Raw genomic sequence first — 19,008 nt, 5'->3', positions numbered from 1 at the left:
CAATCGCCCCTCAGAAATCCCCGAAGCAACACACCCTGTTGCGCCCGGTTTCCTTGGCGTGGTACAGCGCGAGGTCGGCTCGTTTCATGAGCGACTCCATCGAGTCGTCCTCAACTTCAAACGCCGATAAGCCGATGCTTACCGTATAACAAATCGATCCGGTTTTCGTCAGAACGCATACGCTTTGCAGTGTCTTCAGCAACCGCTCCGCTATCACAAGCGCCTCGTCCGTTCCGGTCTGGATGAGGAGCACCCCGAACTCTTCGCCACCCAGACGCCCGACTATGTCCGTGGCGCGCATGGTGTGTTGCAGCGTCGAGGCCATGGACTTGAGGACGTCGTCACCCGTATCGTGTCCGTACGTGTCGTTTATGCTCTTGAAGTGGTCAATATCAACCATGAGAAACACCAAGGGAAGACTGTAGCGTTTGCTCCTGGCAAGCTCATCCTCGGCGCGTTCCAGGAAGTGGCGGCGATTTCCTATGCCGGTCAGCGGGTCCGTGGCGGCCAGGATGTCCAGTTCCCTGACCCGGCGCTCCAGTTCCAGCTGCGTGTATTTGAGTTCCGTGATGTCGGTGCCCAGTACGAAGAAGCCCTTTACCTCCATACCGTCCACGTCGGGGATGTAGCTGACCTGGATGTCACGCGTATTGCCGTCGGGCTTGGTCAGAACACGCTCGAAAACCTGCGGTTCTCCCTTCAAGGCAGCCATTATGTGAGGTTCGTTCTTTTGAAACAGAACCTCCCCCAGCACCTCCCTCAGGCTGATGCCGCGCATATCCTCCATCGACCTGCCGAACCACTCCTGGTACGCCATATTGCCGTACTTGCAGCGCAAATCCCGGTCCCAGTAGGCCACCATGCCCGGAATGTTGTCCGTGACCATGCGGATGAAGCGCTCGCTGTCCTCCAGATTCCGATGGGCCTCGGCCATTGCCTGCTCGTGCCTGCGCCGCTGCCGCTGATAAATGCCGAACCCGAAGACGCTGACCAGGACGGCAGCCACATACAGCCCTCCCTGCAAGAGCGCGTCCTTGCGCCATTGCCCGTATATCCGGGACGGGTCGCGGTCCACGGCCACCACCAGGGAATTGTCCATCTTCAGCGAGGCCGGGCGGATGGTCCGGATGGCCAGCATGCGCTCCTCCGCAGTGACGGGCGTCGTGCCCATGAACACGCTGGCTTCCTGGCCGCTCTCGCGATGCCTGGAGAAGAAGCTCCCTGGCAGGGCCAGATCAAGGCCGGCCATGCCTTCGCGCTCTGGTGCCATCAGGAAGAGGAGGCCCTCCCCGTGGGTCATGAAGGCGCGCATGTCCGGGGAAAACAGAACGGAATTCAACAGGGGGATAAAGAACTGCGGGTCCAGAGTGGCGACCACGAGCCCGGCAAATTGCCCTCCAGCACCCAAGACCACCTTGCCCAGGTTTATTGAGTAAACGCCCAGGAAGGTCTGGAAAGGCTGGGAAACGTGCAACGTCTCCGAAGCCGGGTTTGTTCTTGCCCGCTGGAAGTACTCGCGCTGGCTCAAATCCCGACCGAGCAGTTCCGGCCGGTTGCAGGCCCGGACTACGCCCTGCGCGTCCAGAACAGTCAGGGTACGAACTCCGGGCAGCGCGTCGGTGAGGGTGACGAGACGCTGGTTGATGTCCCGATCCACATCGCCTTGGACCTGATCCCGGATCAGGTCCGAAAGCACGGCGTCAAGCGCGACCAGGTTTTCTTCGGTGATCTTCTGGACGATCCCGGTCAGGAACAGCAGGCGTTCCTCTTCGCGCTTCGTGAGGTCGTCCCGTACTTGATACAGGTTTGCGCCGATGACCGCGCCAAGAGTCGCCAGTCCGAGGCAGAGAAACGTCCACCTGATGAACGCGTTGGAAGCTCGTCGGTACATGATTGTCGGCATTGCGGAGATTTCACATGTGGCGGGGTTATCGTCAAGCGGAGACCCTGGATACGGGTGTTCAAAGACTGCAACAGCGCTTTAAAACGAAAAAGGCCGCCCCATGGACGGCCTTTTATACTCACATAAACCGCTTTCGCTAGGCTTTCTTGCGGTCCTTCACGTAGTTGACCAGCCCGCCCTTGTCCAGGATCTCCTGCATGAAGGGGGGAACCGGCGAGGTCTTGATCACGTCGCCGGAGGTGATGTTCTTGATGACGCCCTTGATGACGTCCACTTCCAGGTCGTCGCCGTCCTCGATCTTCTTCACGTCGTCGCCGATTTCAAGCAGGATGAGCCCCATGTTGAAGCCGTTGCGGTAGAAGATGCGGGCGTAGCTGTGAGCCACCACCACGGGGATTCCCGCGCCGATGATGGCCAGGGGGGCGTGCTCGCGGGAGCTGCCGCACCCGAAGTTCTCACCGGCGACCATGATGTCGCCCTTCTTCACCCGCTTCACCCAACCGGCCTCCAGGCCTTCCATGCAGTTCCTGCCCAGCTCCTCGGTGTCCGTGGTCACCAGGAAGCGGGCGGGGATGATGGCGTCCGTATCGATATGAGCGCCGACTTTATGCGCGCGTCCCTTGTACATGTTCATGATCCTCTTACAGCTTGCCGGGGTGGATGATTTCACCCGCGATGGCCGAAGCGGCGGCCACGGCCGGGTTGGACAGGTACACCTCGCTCTCCAGGGAGCCCATGCGGCCCTTGAAGTTGCGGTTGGTGGTGGCGATGGAGCGCTCGCCTGCGGCCAGGATGCCCATGTGGCCGCCCAGGCAGGGGCCGCAGGTGGGCGGGCCGACGATGCACCCGGAGTCCATGAAGATTTCCAGCAGCCCTTCCTTGAGCGCCTGCTTCCAGATGGAGGGCGTGGCGGGCAGCACGATGCAGCGCACGTGCTTGGCCACCTTGCGGCCCTTGAGCACGGCGGCGGCCTCGCGCATGTCCTCGATGCGGCCGTTGGTGCAGGAGCCGATGATGGACTGGTCGATGCGCACGCCCTTGACCTCGTCCACGGGCTTCACGTTGTCGGGCAGGTGCGGGCAGGCCACGCGCGGGGTGAGCTTGGAGCAGTCGATGACCAGTTCGCGCTCGTAGTGCGCGCCCTCGTCGGCGTACATCTCCACGTCGCCGGTGCGCCCTGCCGCCTTGGCGTAGGCCAGGGTCTTGGCGTCAACCGGGAACAGGCCGGCCTTGCCGCCCGCCTCGATGGCCATGTTGGCCATGCACAGGCGCTGCTCGATGGACAGCTCCGAGACCACGGGACCCGCGAATTCCAGCGCCTTGTAAAGTGCGCCGGACACGCCGATCTGGCCGATGACCTCCAGGATGATGTCCTTGCCGCCCACGTGCTCGGGCAGCGTGCCGTTCAGCACCACGCGGATGGTGGGGGGGACCTTGAACCAGGTCTCTCCCAGCACCATGGCTGCGGCGATGTCCGTGGAGCCCATGCCCGTGGCGAACGCGCCCAGGCCGCCGTAGGTGCAGGTGTGCGAATCCGCGCCGACGACCACGTCGCCGGGGCCCACCAGGCCGATCTCGGGCAGCAGGGCGTGTTCCACGCCGCAGTCGCCGCCTTCGTAGTAGTGGGTAATGTTGTGGGCCTTGGCGAACTCACGCACCACCTTGACCTGCTCGGCGGAGTCGATGTCCTTGTTGGGCGTGAAGTGGTCGCAGACCAGGGCGATCTTGTCCTTGTCGAAGACCGTGTCCGCGTCCATCTTGTTGAAGCTCTTGATGGCCAGCGGCGCGGTGATGTCGTTGGCCAGCACGAGGCTCACCTTGCAGCGGACGATCTGTCCGTCCTGGGTGATGGTCTCGCTGGTGCGGCCCTGCAGGATTTTCTGGGCTAAAGTGTGGCGCATTCCCTCTCTTCCTCCTTTTTGGCCAACCGGTTGAGGGCGTTGACGTAGGCCTTGGCGCTGGCGACGATGACGTCGGCGTCGGAGCCTCGTCCCACGGACTTGTGTCCGCCCTCCTCCAGACGCACGGTCACCTCTCCCTGGGCGTCGGTGCCGCTGGTGACCGCGTTGACCGCGTACTGCTTGAGCACTGGGCTACGGCTCGTGAGTTGGCTGATGGTGTTGAACACGGCGTCGATGGGGCCGACGCCGAAACTGGACAGTTTCTCCTCCCGCCCGTCCACTTCGAGAACCACGGCGGCGACTGGGGAGACCCCCATGTTGCCGGAGAGCACCGAGAGTTTCCGGAGCTTGTACTTGTCGGGCAGGCGGTAGATGTCTTCGAGCACCAGGGCTTCCAGGTCCTCGGAAAAGATGTTCTTTTTCTTGTCGGCCAGCTGCTTCACGGCCTCGGTCATCTGGGTGACCTGCTCCTCGGTAAGGGCGAAGCCGAGCTCCTCCAGGCGGGCCTTCACGGCGTTTCTGCCCGAATGCTTGCCGAGCACCATCTCGTTTCCGGCGCGGCCCACGGACTGGGGCGTCATGATCTCGTAGGTCTCGGGGCACTTGAGCACCCCGGCCTGATGGATGCCGGATTCGTGGGCGAAGGCGTTGCCGCCGATGATGGGCTTGTAGGGCGGGATGGGCTGGCCGATGATCATGGAAAGAAGGCGCGAGGACGGATAGATCTGCTCGCCCTTCACGCCGGTTTCCAGATTGTAGAGACAGGAGCGGGTCTTGAGGGCCATGACCACTTCCTCGAGCGAGGCGTTGCCCGCGCGTTCGCCGATGCCGCACAGGGTCACCTCGGCCTGTCTCGCGCCTGCGGCCAGGGCGGCCAGGGTGTTGGCCGCAGCCAGCCCCAGGTCGTTGTGGCAGTGCACGCTGAAGACGGCCTTGGAGGCGTTGGGCACCGTGGCCAGCAGGAACTTTATCAGGTCGTAGAATTCCTGGGGCTGGGCGTATCCCACGGTGTCGGGGATGTTGATTGTGGTGGCCCCGCAGGCGATGGCCTTTTCCACGGCCACGGCCAGGAAATCGCGTTCGGAGCGCGAGGCGTCCTCGCAGGAGAACTCCACGTTGGGCGTGAGCGACGCGGCCAGGGTCACCCCGGCCTGGAGCATCTCCAGCACCTGCTCGGGCGACTTGTTCAGCTTGTGGCGCATGTGCAGCGGGGAGGTGGCCAGAAAGGTGTGGATGCGCGGGTTTTGCGCACCCTTGATGGCCTCGAAGCAGCGGGTGATGTCGGAAGGCAGCGCCCGGCAGAGTCCAGCCACCTGCACGCCCTTGACGGCGGCGGCGATGGCCTTGACGGCCTGGAAGTCGCCTTCGCTGGCGGCGGGGAATCCCGCCTCGATCACGTCCACCCCGAGGATTTCCAGTTGCCGGGCGAGGCGGAGCTTCTCGTCCTGGTTCATGGTTGCGCCGGGAGACTGCTCGCCGTCGCGCAGGGTGGTGTCGAATATGACGACACGGTCGGACATGGTGTTCCTCCGGTGTGGATGAAACGGGGTGTGGGCAAAGACCGGAAGCGCTCTGTTAGCCCAAGACGCTTCCGGTTGACAATTGCCTAAATCGCAAAAAATCGGGCGGAATCAGGACGGCAGCTCTTCGCTTGGTTCGCGAACGGCCGCGCGCCGGGGCAAGATCAAGTAGGTGTAGATGATGCCTGATAGGATGTAGCCCGCGAAGATCAGGAAGCCCAGCAGCTTGGGCTGCGAGGCCACCAGAACGAAAAGCAGGATGGCCGTGACCATCATGGAGAACGGGTGGGCCTTTATGAGCCCGTATTCCTTGAAGGATGCGTAGCGCACCCGGCTGACCATGAGAAAGGACAGGATGTACACCATGCCCAGGCACACCTTGGGCATGTAGGCCTGCCAGTCCGAGGGCAGATACTGCGCGAACAGGTAGAAGGTGGCCACGGTGCAGGCCTGGGCCGGGATGGGCAGGCCCACGAAGAACTTCTTGTTGGCGGTCTTGGTGATGATGTTGAAGCGGGCAAGCCTGAGCGCCCCGCAGGCCACCAGCAGGAACGAGGCCATGAGCCCCAGGTGCCCGAAGCGCGACAGCTCCCACTGGTAGACCATGATGGCCGGGGAAACGCCGAAGGCCACCAGATCGCACAGGGAGTCGAACTGCACGCCGAAGTCGGAGCTGGTGTTGGTCATGCGGGCCACCTTGCCGTCCAGCCCGTCCAGCACGCAGCTGACCAGGATGGCCACGGCGCAGTTCTCGAACTGCCCGGAGATGGCCCACAGGATTCCCATAAAGCCTGAGAAGAGGCTGGCGGTGGTGATCAGGTTGGGGAGGATGTATACTCCCCGCGCCGGAGGCTTCCGAACGGGTTCGTCCATGGTGTGTTACTCGCAGCGCTTCGCGATGACCGTCTGGCCGGCCGCAGTGCGCGTGCCGACTGTTACGCATGGTTGATAGCCCTGCGGGAGGTACACGTCAACCCGTGAGCCGAACTTGATCATGCCGTAGCGCTGCCCGCGCTCGACCGTGTCGCCCTTCTGGGCCCAGGGGATGATGCGCCGGGCGATGAGCCCCGCGATCTGCACCATGGTCCAGGTGGAGCCGTCCTTCTCGGCGATCTGCACGGCCAGGCGCTCGTTGTCCGAGGAGGCCTTGTCGAAGCTGGCGTTTATGAATTTGCCTTCCCAGTAGCGCATGGCGCTGACGGTTCCGGCCACGCAGGCGCGGTTCACGTGCACGTTGAACACGTTCATGAAGATGCACACGCGGGTGCGCTCCTCGCCGGTCATGGGGTCGGTGGCCGGGGCCACGATGATCACCCGGCCGTCGGCGGGGGCCACGGCCAGGTCCGGCTCGTGGGGCACGAAGCGCTCGGGGTCGCGGAAGAAGTTCAGGAGCAGCGCCAGGACCATAAGGCCCAGCACGGCGGGGATGGCCCAGCCCAAAAGCGCGAACACCAGGGTGGCGGAACCGGCCAGCAGGATGGAGGGCCAGCCCTCGGGAGTGAGCGAGATGTACGGCTTATGCATGCGGTCTATCCTTGGAATTGTGTCGTTATCTGTCGAATGGAAGTATTGAAGACTACCGGCCAAGCGCCTCGGGGCACAGCCGGGCGATCTCAGCCTCGAAGCCTTCGCGGTCCACATACAGATGGGCCTTGAGGCCCAGGGCGCGGGCGCGCTCCACGTTGCCGGGGTTGTCGTCCACGAACAGCGTGGACTCAGGCGTTAAGCCCGTCTCACGCAGGGCCAGCAGGAAGAATTCCGGCTCCTTCTTGGTCATGTTATGGTGGTAGCTGTTCAGCACCACGTCGAAATATTTGAAAAAATCCTGGCGGGAATCAAGAAGCGCCAGCCAGTCGGTCTGGTCGGACAGCATGGCCGTGGTCAGGCCCCGTTCGCGAAGGCGCGTGATGATCGGGGGCATCCAGGCGCGCACGGTGAAGCGCGAGAGGATGTCTTCGCGCCAGTGGGCCTCGTCGCCGACAAGGCCGGTGCGCTCCTTGAAGAGCCGCCAGAATCCGGCCTCGTCCGACCTGCCGAACACGTATCCGCTGTCCCACACGGCAGCAAGGCCGGCGCGCCAGATGACGGCCTCGTCCAGCCCGTTCTCGCGGGCGATGGCCTTCATGCCTTCGGCGAAGCCCTCCTCGGCCAGGACGCCGCCAAAATCGAGCAAAATGCCGCGTAGTTGGCAAGTATGCATCTGGTATTTCACATTCCCTGGAAATGTCGTAAGGAAGGGCTGAGTATCGTCTTCCACCCGCCAATGCAAGGAGAGCGCATGGCCTTTCTGCCGGTTCCGCAAGACCGAATGATTCAATTCAAGGAGCTTCTCGGGCTCACCGGGAAGCATGAGAAGTCTCTTGGAAAATGGGCCGACGTTTTCCTGCCGAGGGCATCCGAACTGGCCAACCGCATCGAGGAATTCGTCCGCTCCAGGCCGCAGCTGCGCATCATCCTGGAGAACCAGCCCCTGGGCAAGCTGAACAGGAACTGGAGCAACTGGCACACGCTGATCTTCACGGCGGGCATGGGCGAGGACTTCATGACCCACGTCTGGATGAGCGGGCAGGCCCACGTGATCCACAACGTGGACCACCGCCACGTGAGCCTGGCCTACAACCTGGCCCGGGCCTTCCTGCACGAGGTGGCCATCACCGGCCTGCCCGTCACCGAGCAGCCCCAGGCCATCACCGCCATCGACCGCGCCGTGGACTTCTCCATGCTCATCGAGACCGATGCCTTCGTCACCTTCGCCACCCAGTGCGAGCTGGAGGTCATCCAGGGCATCTCGCACCAGGTGCGAAACCCGGTGTCGATCATCGGCGGCAGCGCCCGCAAACTTCTGAAAATGCACCAGGGCGACGACGCCACCCGCGAGATCGCCGAGGTCATCCTGTCGGAGGCGGTTCGCCTGGAGCGCATGGCCAAAAACGTCAACGCCTACATGGACATCACCCAGCATCAGGCCATGTTCCACCGGGCCGAGCTCTCCGTGCTGATCGCGCGCGCCACGGAAAAGATCCTGGCCACAAGCCCCGTGCCCGCCTCGGCGCTCAAGGTGTTCCTCTCGCCCGAGGCCGACGTGCTCTCCGGCGACCCGCTGGAGCTGTGCATCCTGTTCGCCTGCCTGCTGGAGAACGCCTTCCAGTACGCCGACCAGCAGAACCCCAACATCAGCGTGACGTCCGTACCCAGCACCACCAAGGACGGCTTCGCCATGATCACCATAATAAACAACGGCGTAAGCTTCGACCAGGACAAGATGGGCCAGGCCTTCAGCCCCTTCCACTCCTCCCAGCCCACGGCCACGGGCTTCGGCCTGCCCATGGCCCGGGTGATCGCCAGCAAGTACTTCGGCAACATCACCCTGGCCCCGCTGGAAGGGCACGGCACCCGCTGCGTGGTGACCCTGCCCGTGTACGACGCCGCCAAGGCGGAGGCCGCCCGGATCGGTGCGTCGGAGCAACCCAATGGCTGACCCAGCCGACACGCGCGCGAGCGCCGCAGACCGGTCATCCGGGGACCCCAGCGCAGCCCGGACACCCTCCGGGGGCGTGGGCCAACCTGGCGAGAAGCCTATCCGCCTGGGCGTCAGCGCCTGCCTGCTGGGCCAGCCGGTGCGCTTCGACGCCGGACACAAGCACGACCGCTGGATAACCGGGGAGCTCGGGCGCTACGTGGAGTTCGTGCCGGTCTGTCCGGAGGTGGAGGCCGGGTTCGGCGTGCCGCGCGAATCCATGCGCCTGGTGGGCGACCCCGAAGCCCCGAGGCTCATGACCACAAAGACCGGGCGGGACCTGACCCCCATCATGACCGCCTGGGCCAGGAAACGCGCGGACGAGCTGGCCGCAGAGGACCTGTGCGGCTTCATCTTCAAGAGCAAGTCGCCTTCTTCTGGCATGACGCGGGTGAAGGTCTATTCCGAGAAGGGCGGCATGGCTGTCCACAAGGGCGTGGGCCTGTTCGCCAAAGCCTTCATGGAGCGCTTCCCTCTGCTGCCTGTGGAAGAGGAAGGCCGCCTGTTGGACGCCCGGCTGCGCGAGAACTTCATCGAGCGCATCTTCGTGCTGCGCTCCTGGCGCGAGACGGCCACGGCCTGCGCCCGCCCCGGAAGCTGCACCATGGCCGCCATCAGCGGCTTCCACGCCAGGCACAAGCTGCTGATCGTAGCCCACAGCCCGGAACACGCCCGCGCCATGGGGCGCCTCGTGGCCCACGCCACAGACGCCGAGAGCCCGGAGCTCCACGCCAGCTACGAGAAGCTGCTGCTGGAGGCGCTGGGCAAGCTGGCCACCGTGCCCCGCACGGTGAACGTGCTCCAGCACATCTGCGGCTACTTCCGCAAACTCATCACCCAGGACGAGCGCCAGGAGCTGATCGAAGTGGTGGATGCCTACCAGCGGGGGCTCACCCCGCTCATCGTGCCGGTGACGCTCATCAACCACCACGTGCGCGTGCAGGGAGTGGACTATCTGGCCGGGCAGGTGTTCCTGAAGCCGCACCCGCTGGAACTCAAGCTGCGAAACTACTTCTGACCAGGGCTCCGGGTACGTCATGATCACCGTTATCGGCTGCGGCGTCATCGGCCTGACCAGCGCCCTGAGGCTGCGCGAGGCCGGGCGCGACGTGCAGATCCTGGCCGAACGCCTGCCTCCGCACACCACTTCGGACAAGGCCGGAGCCCTGTGCTTCCCCTTCAAGGCCGGACCGCCCGAGCGCTGCCTGGGCTGGGCCGAGGAGTCGCTTGGCGTCTATTCCCGTGAGGCCGCCCTGCCCGGAGCCTTCGTCACCGAAACCGACTGCCTGGTGCTGGAAGCCTCCCCAGCCCGGAACATCCCCTGGCAGATGGCGCGACTGGGGCCGGAGCGCATGCGCCGCGCCACACCGTCCGAACTGCCCGGCGGCTACGCGGACGGCTTCGTGATCCGGGTGCCGCTCCTCCAGTGCGGACCGTACCTGCACTCGCTCATGGAGCGCTTCCTGGCTGCTGGCGGACTCATCCGGCAGGCGAGTTTCGAACGCCTGGAGGACGCCCCCGGAGACGCCATCGTCAACTGCTCCGGCCTGGGCGCGCACGTGCTTGCGACAGACGAGCTGGTCGCGCCGGTGAGCGGGCATATCCTGGCCGTGCGTCCTGCTCCAGCGTCCGCCCCGGTGCGCTGCTTCATATGCGAAGGGGGTACGGATACCGGCGGCGCGCCAACCTACGCCTTCCCCCGCCCGGACCGCTGCGTGCTGGGCGGCACCGCCGTGCACGGCGACTGGGACGAGACTGTGGACCCCGACGTCATCCGCTCCATCCGGGAGCGCACCGCCCGCATCGAGCCCGCCCTGGCAGGCGCGGAGGAAGTGAGCCGCTACGTGGGCCTTCGCCCCTACCGCCCCGAGGTGCGCCTGGAGGCAGGCCGCCTGCCCGACGGTCGGCCCGTGGTCCATAACTACGGCCACGGCGGCTCGGGCTGGACCCTGTCCTGGGGCTGCGCGGCGGAAGTCCTCATGCTGATCTGAGAGCCCCCGGCCCCCTACCCCATATTCACCGCCCCGGACAGCGCCTGCACGACCGGCTCGTGGTATGGGGGGTGCGCGTGGTACATGTCGGTGTTGGGAGCGCCTGGGCGCACCATGGGAAACACCATGGCCTCGCGGTCCACGCGGGCGTGGATGAGCACCGGGCCGCACGCGTTCAGGGCCTCATCCAGGGCGGCAGCCGGGTCCTGGCAGGCGTCCAGGTCCACGCCGGCCACGCCGAAAGCCTCGGCCAGGGCAGCGAAATCTGTGCCGCGCCCGTAGCGCGATGCGCTCCTGCGCCCGAAGAACAGCTTCTGCTGCTGCACCACCAGCCCCAGGCTCTGGTTGTCCAGGACCACGATTTTCACATTGGCCCCGGTCTCGGCCAGGGTGGCCAGCTCCTGGATGTTCATTTTCAAGCTGCCATCGCCGGAGAAACAGACCACCTGGGCCTCCGGGTCGGCCAGCGACGCGCCGATTGCCGCAGGAAGCCCGAACCCCATGACCCCGAGCCCTCCTGATGTCAGCCAGCGTCCAGGCGTCTTGAAGGGGAAACCCTGGGCCACGAACATCTGGTGCTGTCCCACGTCGGTGACGATGACCGCGTCGTCGCGCAATCTGGAAGCCACCTCCCCGATAAGCCCCCTGGCGCAGCCGGAGCAGTTGGCAGCTTCGGACGGAGCGGCTTTCGCCGTGGGCGCCTCGGCCCTGAACCGGTCCACGCGCGCAAGCCACTCGCGGCGGGCACGGCGTTCCACCAGCGGCAGGATGGCCGCCAGGGCCTGGGCCGCGTCGCGGGCGATGCCAAGGTCGGCGCGCTGGATGCGCCCCAGCTCGGCCGCGTCCAGGTTGATATGGATGATCCGGGCCTTGTGGCAGAAGCTGCCTGGCTTGCCCGTGGCCCGGTCGTCGAAGCGGCTGCCCACTGCGATGAGCAGGTCGCACTCGGCCAGTGCGGCGTTGGCGGCGTGGTGGCCGTGCATGCCGTGCATGCCCAGGCTCAGACGGTGCGCTGCGGGAACGGTGCCCAAGCCCATGAGGGTCATGGTCACGGGGATGTTGGACCGCCCGGCCAGGGCCAAAGCCAGGGCGGGCGCGTCGCCCTTGGCGGCCCCGCCCCCCAGGAGCAGCACCGGGCGCGAGGCCGCGTTGATCATGGCCGCAGCGCGGGAGGCCTCCAGGCGCGAAGGCAGCTCCGGCGACCACGCGCCACCGCTCCGCCAGTCGTCCTTTCCTTCAGGCTCTTCCACAAACTCCTGGCTCTGCACATCCTTGGGGATGTCCAGCACCACCGGGCCGGGCCTGCCCTCGGCGGCCGTCTGGAAGGCCCAGCGCAGGGCCTCGGGCAGCTCGGAGGCGTCTTGCACCATGCGCCCGGCCTTGGCGATGGGGCGGGTCACGGCCACGATGTCCACCTCCTGGAAGGCCTCGGTGCCGATCTGGGCCAGGGGGACCTGCCCGGTGATGCACACCAGGGGCACGCCGTCGCGCCGGGCGTCGGCAATGGCCGTGACCAGGTTGGTCGCGCCGGGGCCTGAGGTGGCCAGACACACGCCGGGACGCCCGGTGAGCCGGGCCATGCCCTGGGCCATGAAGGCCGCGCCCTGCTCGTGGCGGGCCAGCACGTGGCGCACGGCCCTGCTCTCGGCCAGGGCGTCGTAGAGGGGAAGGATGGAGCCGCCGGGAATGCCCGTGACGGTCCGCACACCCTGTTTCTCAAGGAATTTCACGATGTAGCGCGCGCCGGTGATGCTCATGGTCGACCTCCTCTCCTGTGTGGCCGGGTGGGTCCGGCGGGAGGTCTGGCGCTTGCCTGAAAAAGAAAAACCCCCGCCGGCGAACCGCGCCGGCGGGGGTTGAGTTTACGATGTCACGTACTGATCACAACCCGCATGGAGCGGCCGCAAGAACTACCTGGCGTACTACTACTAGGACGCTGGAGGATGCGAAGGCGCTGCGGGTCATGGTGGTCTGCATGGGTGGGACTTACGCCTGGCCTGAAAACCTGTCAATAATTTCAAGAGAACCGGGCTCTGCACGGACCCGGCAGGGCACGGGGCTGGGTGCTGTCCCGTCCGTGTCCTGGCGGGCGGGCTAGAACCGATTTGAAGACGATTCGTCGCCCGCCCGCCAGAACCCGTTCGGGACAGCACCCAGCCCCCGCTGAAACTTCAGTCTGCCGCGCTGGGACGCGAAGCTACTTAAAAGTTTTTGAAGGAGAGTCCAGAGAGGAAACTTTTTTCCAAAAAGTTTCCTCTCTGGCCGCCGGAGGCACTCTTCAAACTCTCAGCCGAACATGAGCCACTCCGGCTTGAAGATGAGCAGCACCCCCACGGCCAGAAGCACGACTCCCCCCACCAGATGGGACGCCCGACTGTAGCGTCCGGACAGGCCCGCCACCTTGAGCGTGACCATGGCCGCGATAAAGATCGCGGCGTCGTCCAGCAGGAAAACCGCGATATAGAGCGCCAGGAAGGCGTGATACTGCCAGCCCGGCAGGTCGTTCAGGGCCAGTATCTGGGTGTAGACCGCCGGGAGGCCCGCCGAGCAGACCAACTCGATGAAGTTCACCACCACGGCCAGCACGGCCACGCCCGCAGCCGCCAGCCACAGCCTGCGCTCGCGCGAGAGCGCCCGCAGCCGGTCCAGCACGCGCCTGCGCCCTTCGCCCTCGGTCACCCGGCAGACGCCCGCAGGCGTGATGAAATATTCGCGCAGGGAGAACGCGCCCCCGGCCAGGGCCAGCAGCCCCACCGCCGTCCGCAGCCAGCGCACGTAGCCCAGCGCGAACAGGACGTTCATCCAGGCGGCCAGCACCGCGTAGTACATCCCGGCGGAGGCAAGCAGGAACACGCCGCCCAGAATCCACATGCGGGCGCGGTCCTCCATACCGAGCAACAGACCGATGAGAAAGACCAGCACCCACATGGCGCAGGGGTTGAAGCCGTCCACGGCGGCGAAAAGCATGGTGAGCAGGGGCAGCGAGAGATCTTTGGTCCGGATCTCGCCGAAAATGGGCACTTGAAGGGTCCCCGGCGCACCCGCCACTCCGGGGCCAGACGCCTGGGGGTCGCCCGGAGAAGGGACGGGCCGCGCAAGCGTCCCGGAAGCCTGGCGACCAGCGAGCACCCCGACCAGGTCGCGGCAATCGGGCGAGCGGGCCTGCCCGACCAGGGTCTCGATGGCATGGCCCGTGGATTCCTCACCGAGCCAGCCGACAACGGACTTGTCGCAGATGACGGCGAAAGGCACGCCGGAGGTGGTCTCTCCGAGTTCGCTGGCCACGGCCTGGAACAGCTCCATGTTGGGCTGGTCGTAGACCACCTCGTAGGCGCGGACCTCCATCCAGGGGCTGCGCGCCGCAAGCGAGGCGAGGAAGGCTTTTTCCTTGACGCAGTGGGGGCAGCCCTCGGCCCAGAAGAGATGGACCACGACCTTGCCTTCGGCACGAACGTGTTCGACCCGCCCCATGAATGCCAGGGCGAGGGCCAAGAAGAGGAACGACACGGCACGACAGGGCGAAGCGGCGTGCGCCATGGGTGTTTCTCCAGGGCCAACCAGCCGCTGGAACGGACGGAGGCCCTGGAATCACCCTATGCACCTTGGCGCGCCCCCCGGCAAGAGGCATCCGCGCCATGCGAGACAGCCCCGGCGTTCACGAGGAACATCCGGGGCTGCCTTGAGGTCGGGATTGGCCGGAAGTTACGGCACGATCTTGAGCAGGTACGCCTTGGACGGGTCCAGGTACTTCCTGGCCGCCGCCTCGATCTGCGCCCCGCCAAGGGTGCGTATCTTGCCCAGCAGTTCGCGGTCGAAGTTCAGCGGGTAGCCCATGGTCAGGTTGGAGGCGGCCTCCTGGCTGCGGCTGCCCAGGCTCTGGCGCTCCTGGTAGTATTCGCCTTCCAGCGAGTTCTTGGCGCGCGAGATGCGCCCCTCGTCCAGGCCCTTGGCGGCCAGTTCGGCGGCCACGGCCTTGAAGCCGTCCATGGCCTGCTGCTCCTTCTCGGGGCTGGTGCCGATGTAGAAGGCCAAGAAGCCCGTGTGGGGCGCCTGCCACAGGAAGGAGGACACGGAATAGCCCAGGCCCTGCTGGTCGCGCAGGTCCTGGAACAGAAGCCCGCCCTGCCCTGCCAGCGCGGTGTTCAGCGCCTCCAGGGCCGGGGTGTCCTCGCTCAGCTTGCCGGGCACGGGGAAGATCCAGAACAGATGCGTCTGGTTGCGCTCCGGCAGGGTGAGGGTCATGTCGCGCACGGCGGACCACTGCGGGTCCGGGATGGCCGGGGCTGCCAGGGTTTCCCCCGACGCCAGGGACGCGGCCAGCTCCAGCACGGCCTTTCGGTCGAACACGCCGCACACGGCCATCACCCAGGGCATGGCGCGCTGCTTATTCCAGAAGGCGACGGCGTCGTCGGGGGTGAAGGCCGCCACCTCGGCGGGCTGACCGGCCCGGAAGTAGCCGTAGTGCCCCTGCGGATACAGGAAGGGGAACAGATGGCGGAAGGCCAGGCTGGTGGGGCGGTCGCTGGCTTCGGCGATCTGGGCCAGCTGGATCTTCTTGGCGCGCTCAACTTCAGGGGCGGCGAAGGCCGGTTCGCGCACGATCTCGGCCAGCACGCCGTTCACGCCGATGACGTCATGGGCGAAGCGGGCGGGATAGCGCGCGCTCAGGGTGAAGGTGTCGCGCCCGGTGCTGGCGGCCACGGAGGAGGCCCGCCCGGCCAGATAGTCCTCCAGCTGATGGGCGTTGCGCTTGTGCGTGGACCGGGTGAGCGCCTTGGCGGCTAGCTCCCCCAGGCCCTGCTGGGCCGGGGTCAAAAGCGCGTCGCCGCCGCGCCAGGTCAGGGTGACCGAGGCGTAAGGCATGGTGGGGTCTGGCAGCAGCACCACGGTGCGCCCGCCGCCGAGTTCCACGACCTCGGGCTCCTGGGCAGCGCCGACGGCCTGGGGGACGGCCTCGGCCTGGGCAGTGGACGGCCAGCCGCTCTTAAGCCCGGCCAGCATGGCCTGGGCCGAGGCGTCCGCCGCAGCCTGGTCGGAGCCGGGAGTCAGGAGCGACAGGCTGGCGTTTCCGGGCTGGAGATACGCCCCGATCAGTCCCTGCAACTGGGCCTTGTCCGTGCTGCGCACGTTGTAGATGGCGTTGGACTCGCCGTCCTGGCCGAAGCCGAAGAACTGGTAGTAGGCGACTTTGTTGGCCAGGCCGCGCAGGGTCTCCTTGGCGCGGTAGAGGTGGTCCTCGATGTTCAGCTTGGCGCGGTCCAGCTCCTCCTGGGTGAAGTCCTCGGCCTTGAGCGCGGCCATTTCCTTCACCAGGGCCTCCCAGAAGGCCGGGAGCTTGTCCGGGTCCAGGGTGGCCTCCACGGAGAGCATGCCTCCGCGCTCCAGGGTGATGGCCGACACGTCCACGTCGTCGGCCAGCTGGAGTTCGTAGACGAACTTGCGATAGAATTTCGAGGTCCTGCCGCCGCCCAGCAGGTCGGCCAGGATCTCCAGGGGGACGTCCTTGGCCGAGTGCATGCCGGGAACTGCGAAGTCCAGGCGCAGGGAGGTCTTGCTCCAGTTGCCGCTGGCGGCCTTGGCCTCGGGTCCGCCGGTGTTGGCGGGCAGGTCGGCCATGTCGGCGGGCAGCACGGGGCGGTCGTTCTCGAGCGAGCCGAACACGGTCTTGGCCTCGCGGTAGACTTCCCCCGCGTCCACGTCGCCCACCACAACCAGCAGCATGGACTGAGGCTGGTACAGGCGCTTCACGTAGGCGCGCAGGCTCTCGCTGGTGACGGCGTTCACCGTGTCCTTGAAGCCGATGATGGGGTGGCGGTAGGGTATCCCCCGCCATACCTGGGACTGGCTCATCTGGAAGAGGCGCTGTCCCGGTTCGTCCAGGCCGCGCTCAAGCTCCGAGATGACCACCTTCTTTTCCTTTTCCAGCTCCTCGGGGTCGAACTTCGCGCCGAAGATCATGTCCTGGATCACGTCCAGGCCCAGCTTCCACTGGGCGCTGGGCAGGTCGGCCATGTACTGGGTGTAGTCGAAGCTGGTGGCCGCGTTGGTGTCTCCGCCCGCGCCCTCGATGGCTGCGGCCACGCCGCCCTTGGGGCGCTTGGCCGTGGAGTTGAAGACCATGTGCTCCAGGAGGTGGCTTATGCCCTCCTGGCCCTTGGCCTCGTAGGCGGACCCGGCCCGTACGTAGAGGCGCTCGGCCACCAGGGGGAAGCGCTTGTCCTCCTGCACCAGCACGGTGAGGCCGTTGGGCAGTTTGGCCAGGAGGCGTCCGTCCTTCACGGGGACGTCCGGGGCCGGGGCCGGGGCCGGGGCCTGCGCGGAAACGGCCTGTTTCACGGCTGCGGTGGGGGCAGCCGCGCCTGACGCCGAGTCTGTCACGGGGCTGGGCGCGGGGCTGGGCGCGGCAGGGGCCTGCACGGCCTGTACTGCCGGAGCCTGGGCCGCCGGTTCCGGCTGGATTTTGATGTGATAGACGTATCCGGCGATCAGGGCCACAGCCACGAGCAAATATCCGAGAAGCCTGCGGGTCATCAGTGTCGTCACCTCGTAAACGATTGCGCGCCCGCCCCGGCAGGGCGCCGGATCTGAAGACGAAAGGCGGGGACAACGCCCCGCCTTCATAACGCATGATGCGTGTTCCGGCTAGGCCGGACCGGATGAAATCCTTGTCATCCTTGAAATTGTCAGGGACTCCCGGTCGCCTTGAAGGAACTCTCGAGCTTTCTCTGCGTCGCGGCCAGGATGCGGTCCATCTGTTCGGGGTTGCGCAGGAAAGCGGAGAACGTGCCAAGCACCACGTCCGCCGCCGGGGGAGGGGTCGAGAGGTCCATGGCGAAGGCCCAGTTGGGCGTCTCCCGGACGGCCTTGAGGATGCGCTGCTTGAGCGGGCTGTAGAAGGACTCGGGCACCCGCAGGTTGGGGGCCAGCGCGCCCGACCCCCGGCTCATCTCCATCTGGGGTTCCGCCATGGCGAAATAGGACAGCGCGGCCTTGGCTCCCGCCGGGTCGCTCACCCTGGAGGCCACCAGCACGTCGATAGGCCCCAGCGCCACGGGCTGGGCAGCCGGGTCCACTACCGGAAAAACGAAGAAATCGTAGCCTGACTCCTCCTCCCACTCCAGCTTCTCGTTGAAGAGGCCGATGGCCCAGGTGCCCATGAGGGTCATGCCTGCCTTTCCCTGGCGCACCAGCGCGGCGGCCTGCGCCCAGTCCAGGGATTCGGGAGAGGGGTTGAAGAACCTGCGCTCCAGCAGTTCGCGCCACATGGCGAAGGCGGCCCTCACTTCAGGGTCGCCGTAGGAGGCGCTCCCCTCCATGAGGCGCTGGCGGTACGCAGGACCGGCTGTGCGCAAAAGCAGGTAGTCGAACCAGAACTGGGCGGGCCACGCCTCGCGTGAGCCCAGGGCCAGCGGGGTGACGCCCGCCTGCCTGATTGCCTCGCAGACGTCCAGGAACTGCGCCCAATCCTTCGGCGGAGCCAGACCCAGGCGCTTGAAGAGGCGGACGTCATAGAAGAAGGCCACGAGGTGCTGGGTGACCGGGATGGCGTACTTCTTTCCGTCGTAGGTGCAGGCGTCGGCCACGGCATGCGAGAAGGCTTCGTCCAGTCCGGACTGCGCCCAGATGTCGTCGATGGGGACCAGATGCCCGGCGTCCACCATGGCCTGCGTCCTCGCTCCGGCCCAGTATGAGAATATGCCGGGAGCCCTGCCGCTTATCAAGAGCCCCTTGATGCCGCTTTTGAAGGTTTCGTGCTCCATCCCGGAGACCGACAGCCCTACGGGCGGGTGCTGGCGGTTGTAGGCGTCCACCAGCTCGCCCACGCCGCCGCTGAGCGCGCCCGTCCAGTAGTGCAGGAACTGCACGGAGGATCCGCCCGGCGAGGCCGGGACGTCGCGCGCGCAACACAGCAGGATGCAGACGGCCAGGGCTGTGCCCAGAAGCAGGCCGGATCTGTTGGCGGCACGGCAGGCGACGGTATTCATTCCCATGAACTGTCCTGTTGATTCCGGGTTGCAGGGAATGCCCAAGGCGCGACGTCCGGCCGGAGCAACTCCCGGTAGACACCCGAAGGGCAGTTTGGCTTGCACTTTACCAGAGGATTATTTGAAAGCAAGCAAGCCTCAGGCTGTCTTTCCCGGTGCGGTGCGCAATGCTAACGCGCCCCCTTCTGAAG

14 protein-coding genes are annotated in these 19,008 nt (G+C 65.9%); 3 read left to right on the top strand and 11 right to left on the bottom strand.

Going from position 1 to position 19,008, the window contains the following annotated elements; translation table 11 throughout:
- Positions 1-10: 10 nt before the first annotated feature.
- The 7 genes from G453_RS25925 to G453_RS0102610 all read right to left on the bottom strand — a co-directional run bounded on the left by G453_RS25925 (position 11) and on the right by G453_RS0102610 (position 7,497).
- Positions 11-1,891 carry a diguanylate cyclase gene (locus G453_RS25925; protein WP_169725277.1) on the bottom strand — a complete coding sequence of 627 codons (1,881 nt, stop codon included), beginning with the start codon at positions 1,889-1,891 and terminating at the stop codon, positions 11-13.
- A gap of 148 nt (positions 1,892-2,039) precedes the next feature.
- Entirely contained in the window at positions 2,040-2,531 is a 492-nt protein-coding gene (locus G453_RS0102635) for a 3-isopropylmalate dehydratase small subunit (protein WP_027189794.1), read from the bottom strand.
- A gap of 13 nt (positions 2,532-2,544) precedes the next feature.
- The gene (leuC, locus tag G453_RS0102630) at positions 2,545-3,804 is read right to left on the bottom strand and encodes a 3-isopropylmalate dehydratase large subunit (RefSeq protein WP_027189793.1); all 1,260 of its coding nucleotides are present in this window, start codon (positions 3,802-3,804) and stop codon (positions 2,545-2,547) included.
- Positions 3,789-5,324, bottom strand: coding sequence for a 2-isopropylmalate synthase (locus G453_RS0102625; RefSeq protein WP_027189792.1), 1,536 nt, complete (start codon positions 5,322-5,324; stop codon positions 3,789-3,791). Before G453_RS0102625 ends, leuC begins: the two co-directional genes overlap by 16 nt.
- A gap of 111 nt (positions 5,325-5,435) precedes the next feature.
- The gene (pssA, locus tag G453_RS0102620) at positions 5,436-6,197 is read right to left on the bottom strand and encodes a CDP-diacylglycerol--serine O-phosphatidyltransferase (protein ID WP_027189791.1); all 762 of its coding nucleotides are present in this window, start codon (positions 6,195-6,197) and stop codon (positions 5,436-5,438) included.
- 6 nt (positions 6,198-6,203) lie between these two features.
- Positions 6,204-6,848 (bottom strand): phosphatidylserine decarboxylase family protein, encoded by a 645-nt coding sequence (locus tag G453_RS0102615; RefSeq protein WP_027189790.1) that lies wholly within the window; start codon positions 6,846-6,848, stop codon positions 6,204-6,206.
- 52 nt (positions 6,849-6,900) lie between these two features.
- Complete coding sequence (locus tag G453_RS0102610; RefSeq protein WP_235731673.1) at positions 6,901-7,497, bottom strand: HAD family hydrolase; 597 nt, start codon at positions 7,495-7,497, stop codon at positions 6,901-6,903.
- A 135-nt stretch (positions 7,498-7,632) separates the two neighbouring features.
- On the opposite strand from G453_RS0102610, the gene G453_RS0102605 reads away from it, so the two are divergent.
- Genes G453_RS0102605 through G453_RS0102595 form a run of 3 tightly spaced genes read left to right on the top strand, consistent with a single transcriptional unit; the run spans position 7,633 to position 10,832 of the window.
- On the top strand, positions 7,633-8,802 hold the full coding sequence (locus G453_RS0102605; RefSeq protein WP_169725276.1) for a sensor histidine kinase: 1,170 nt from the start codon (positions 7,633-7,635) through the stop codon (positions 8,800-8,802).
- On the top strand, positions 8,795-9,859 hold the full coding sequence (locus G453_RS0102600; protein WP_084502053.1) for a YbgA family protein: 1,065 nt from the start codon (positions 8,795-8,797) through the stop codon (positions 9,857-9,859). Before G453_RS0102605 ends, G453_RS0102600 begins: the two co-directional genes overlap by 8 nt.
- 19 nt (positions 9,860-9,878) lie before the next feature.
- Positions 9,879-10,832 carry an FAD-dependent oxidoreductase gene (locus G453_RS0102595; protein WP_027189786.1) on the top strand — a complete coding sequence of 318 codons (954 nt, stop codon included), beginning with the start codon at positions 9,879-9,881 and terminating at the stop codon, positions 10,830-10,832.
- A gap of 14 nt (positions 10,833-10,846) precedes the next feature.
- Here the strand turns inward: G453_RS0102595 and ilvB are convergent, their stop codons facing one another.
- From ilvB to G453_RS21960, 4 genes are all read right to left on the bottom strand, one after another.
- Positions 10,847-12,589: a biosynthetic-type acetolactate synthase large subunit gene (gene ilvB, locus G453_RS21965; protein ID WP_084502052.1), complete on the bottom strand. Its 1,743-nt coding sequence runs from the start codon at positions 12,587-12,589 to the stop codon at positions 10,847-10,849.
- Positions 12,590-13,118: 529 nt separating this feature from the next.
- Positions 13,119-14,369, bottom strand: coding sequence for a thioredoxin family protein (locus G453_RS0102585; RefSeq protein ID WP_051271495.1), 1,251 nt, complete (start codon positions 14,367-14,369; stop codon positions 13,119-13,121).
- 165 nt (positions 14,370-14,534) lie between these two features.
- Positions 14,535-17,363, bottom strand: a complete 2,829-nt coding sequence (locus G453_RS0102580) for a M16 family metallopeptidase (RefSeq protein WP_051271494.1) — start codon at positions 17,361-17,363, stop codon at positions 14,535-14,537.
- A gap of 152 nt (positions 17,364-17,515) precedes the next feature.
- Positions 17,516-18,823, bottom strand: coding sequence for an ABC transporter substrate-binding protein (locus G453_RS21960; protein WP_051271493.1), 1,308 nt, complete (start codon positions 18,821-18,823; stop codon positions 17,516-17,518).
- Positions 18,824-19,008: the final 185 nt, after the last annotated feature.

Origin of the sequence: Fundidesulfovibrio putealis DSM 16056 (assembly GCF_000429325.1) — a bacterium.
GTDB lineage: Bacteria > Desulfobacterota > Desulfovibrionia > Desulfovibrionales > Desulfovibrionaceae > Fundidesulfovibrio > Fundidesulfovibrio putealis.
The sequence above is the reverse complement of the archived record's forward strand: the minus strand, read 5'-3'. Positions and strand labels throughout refer to the sequence as shown.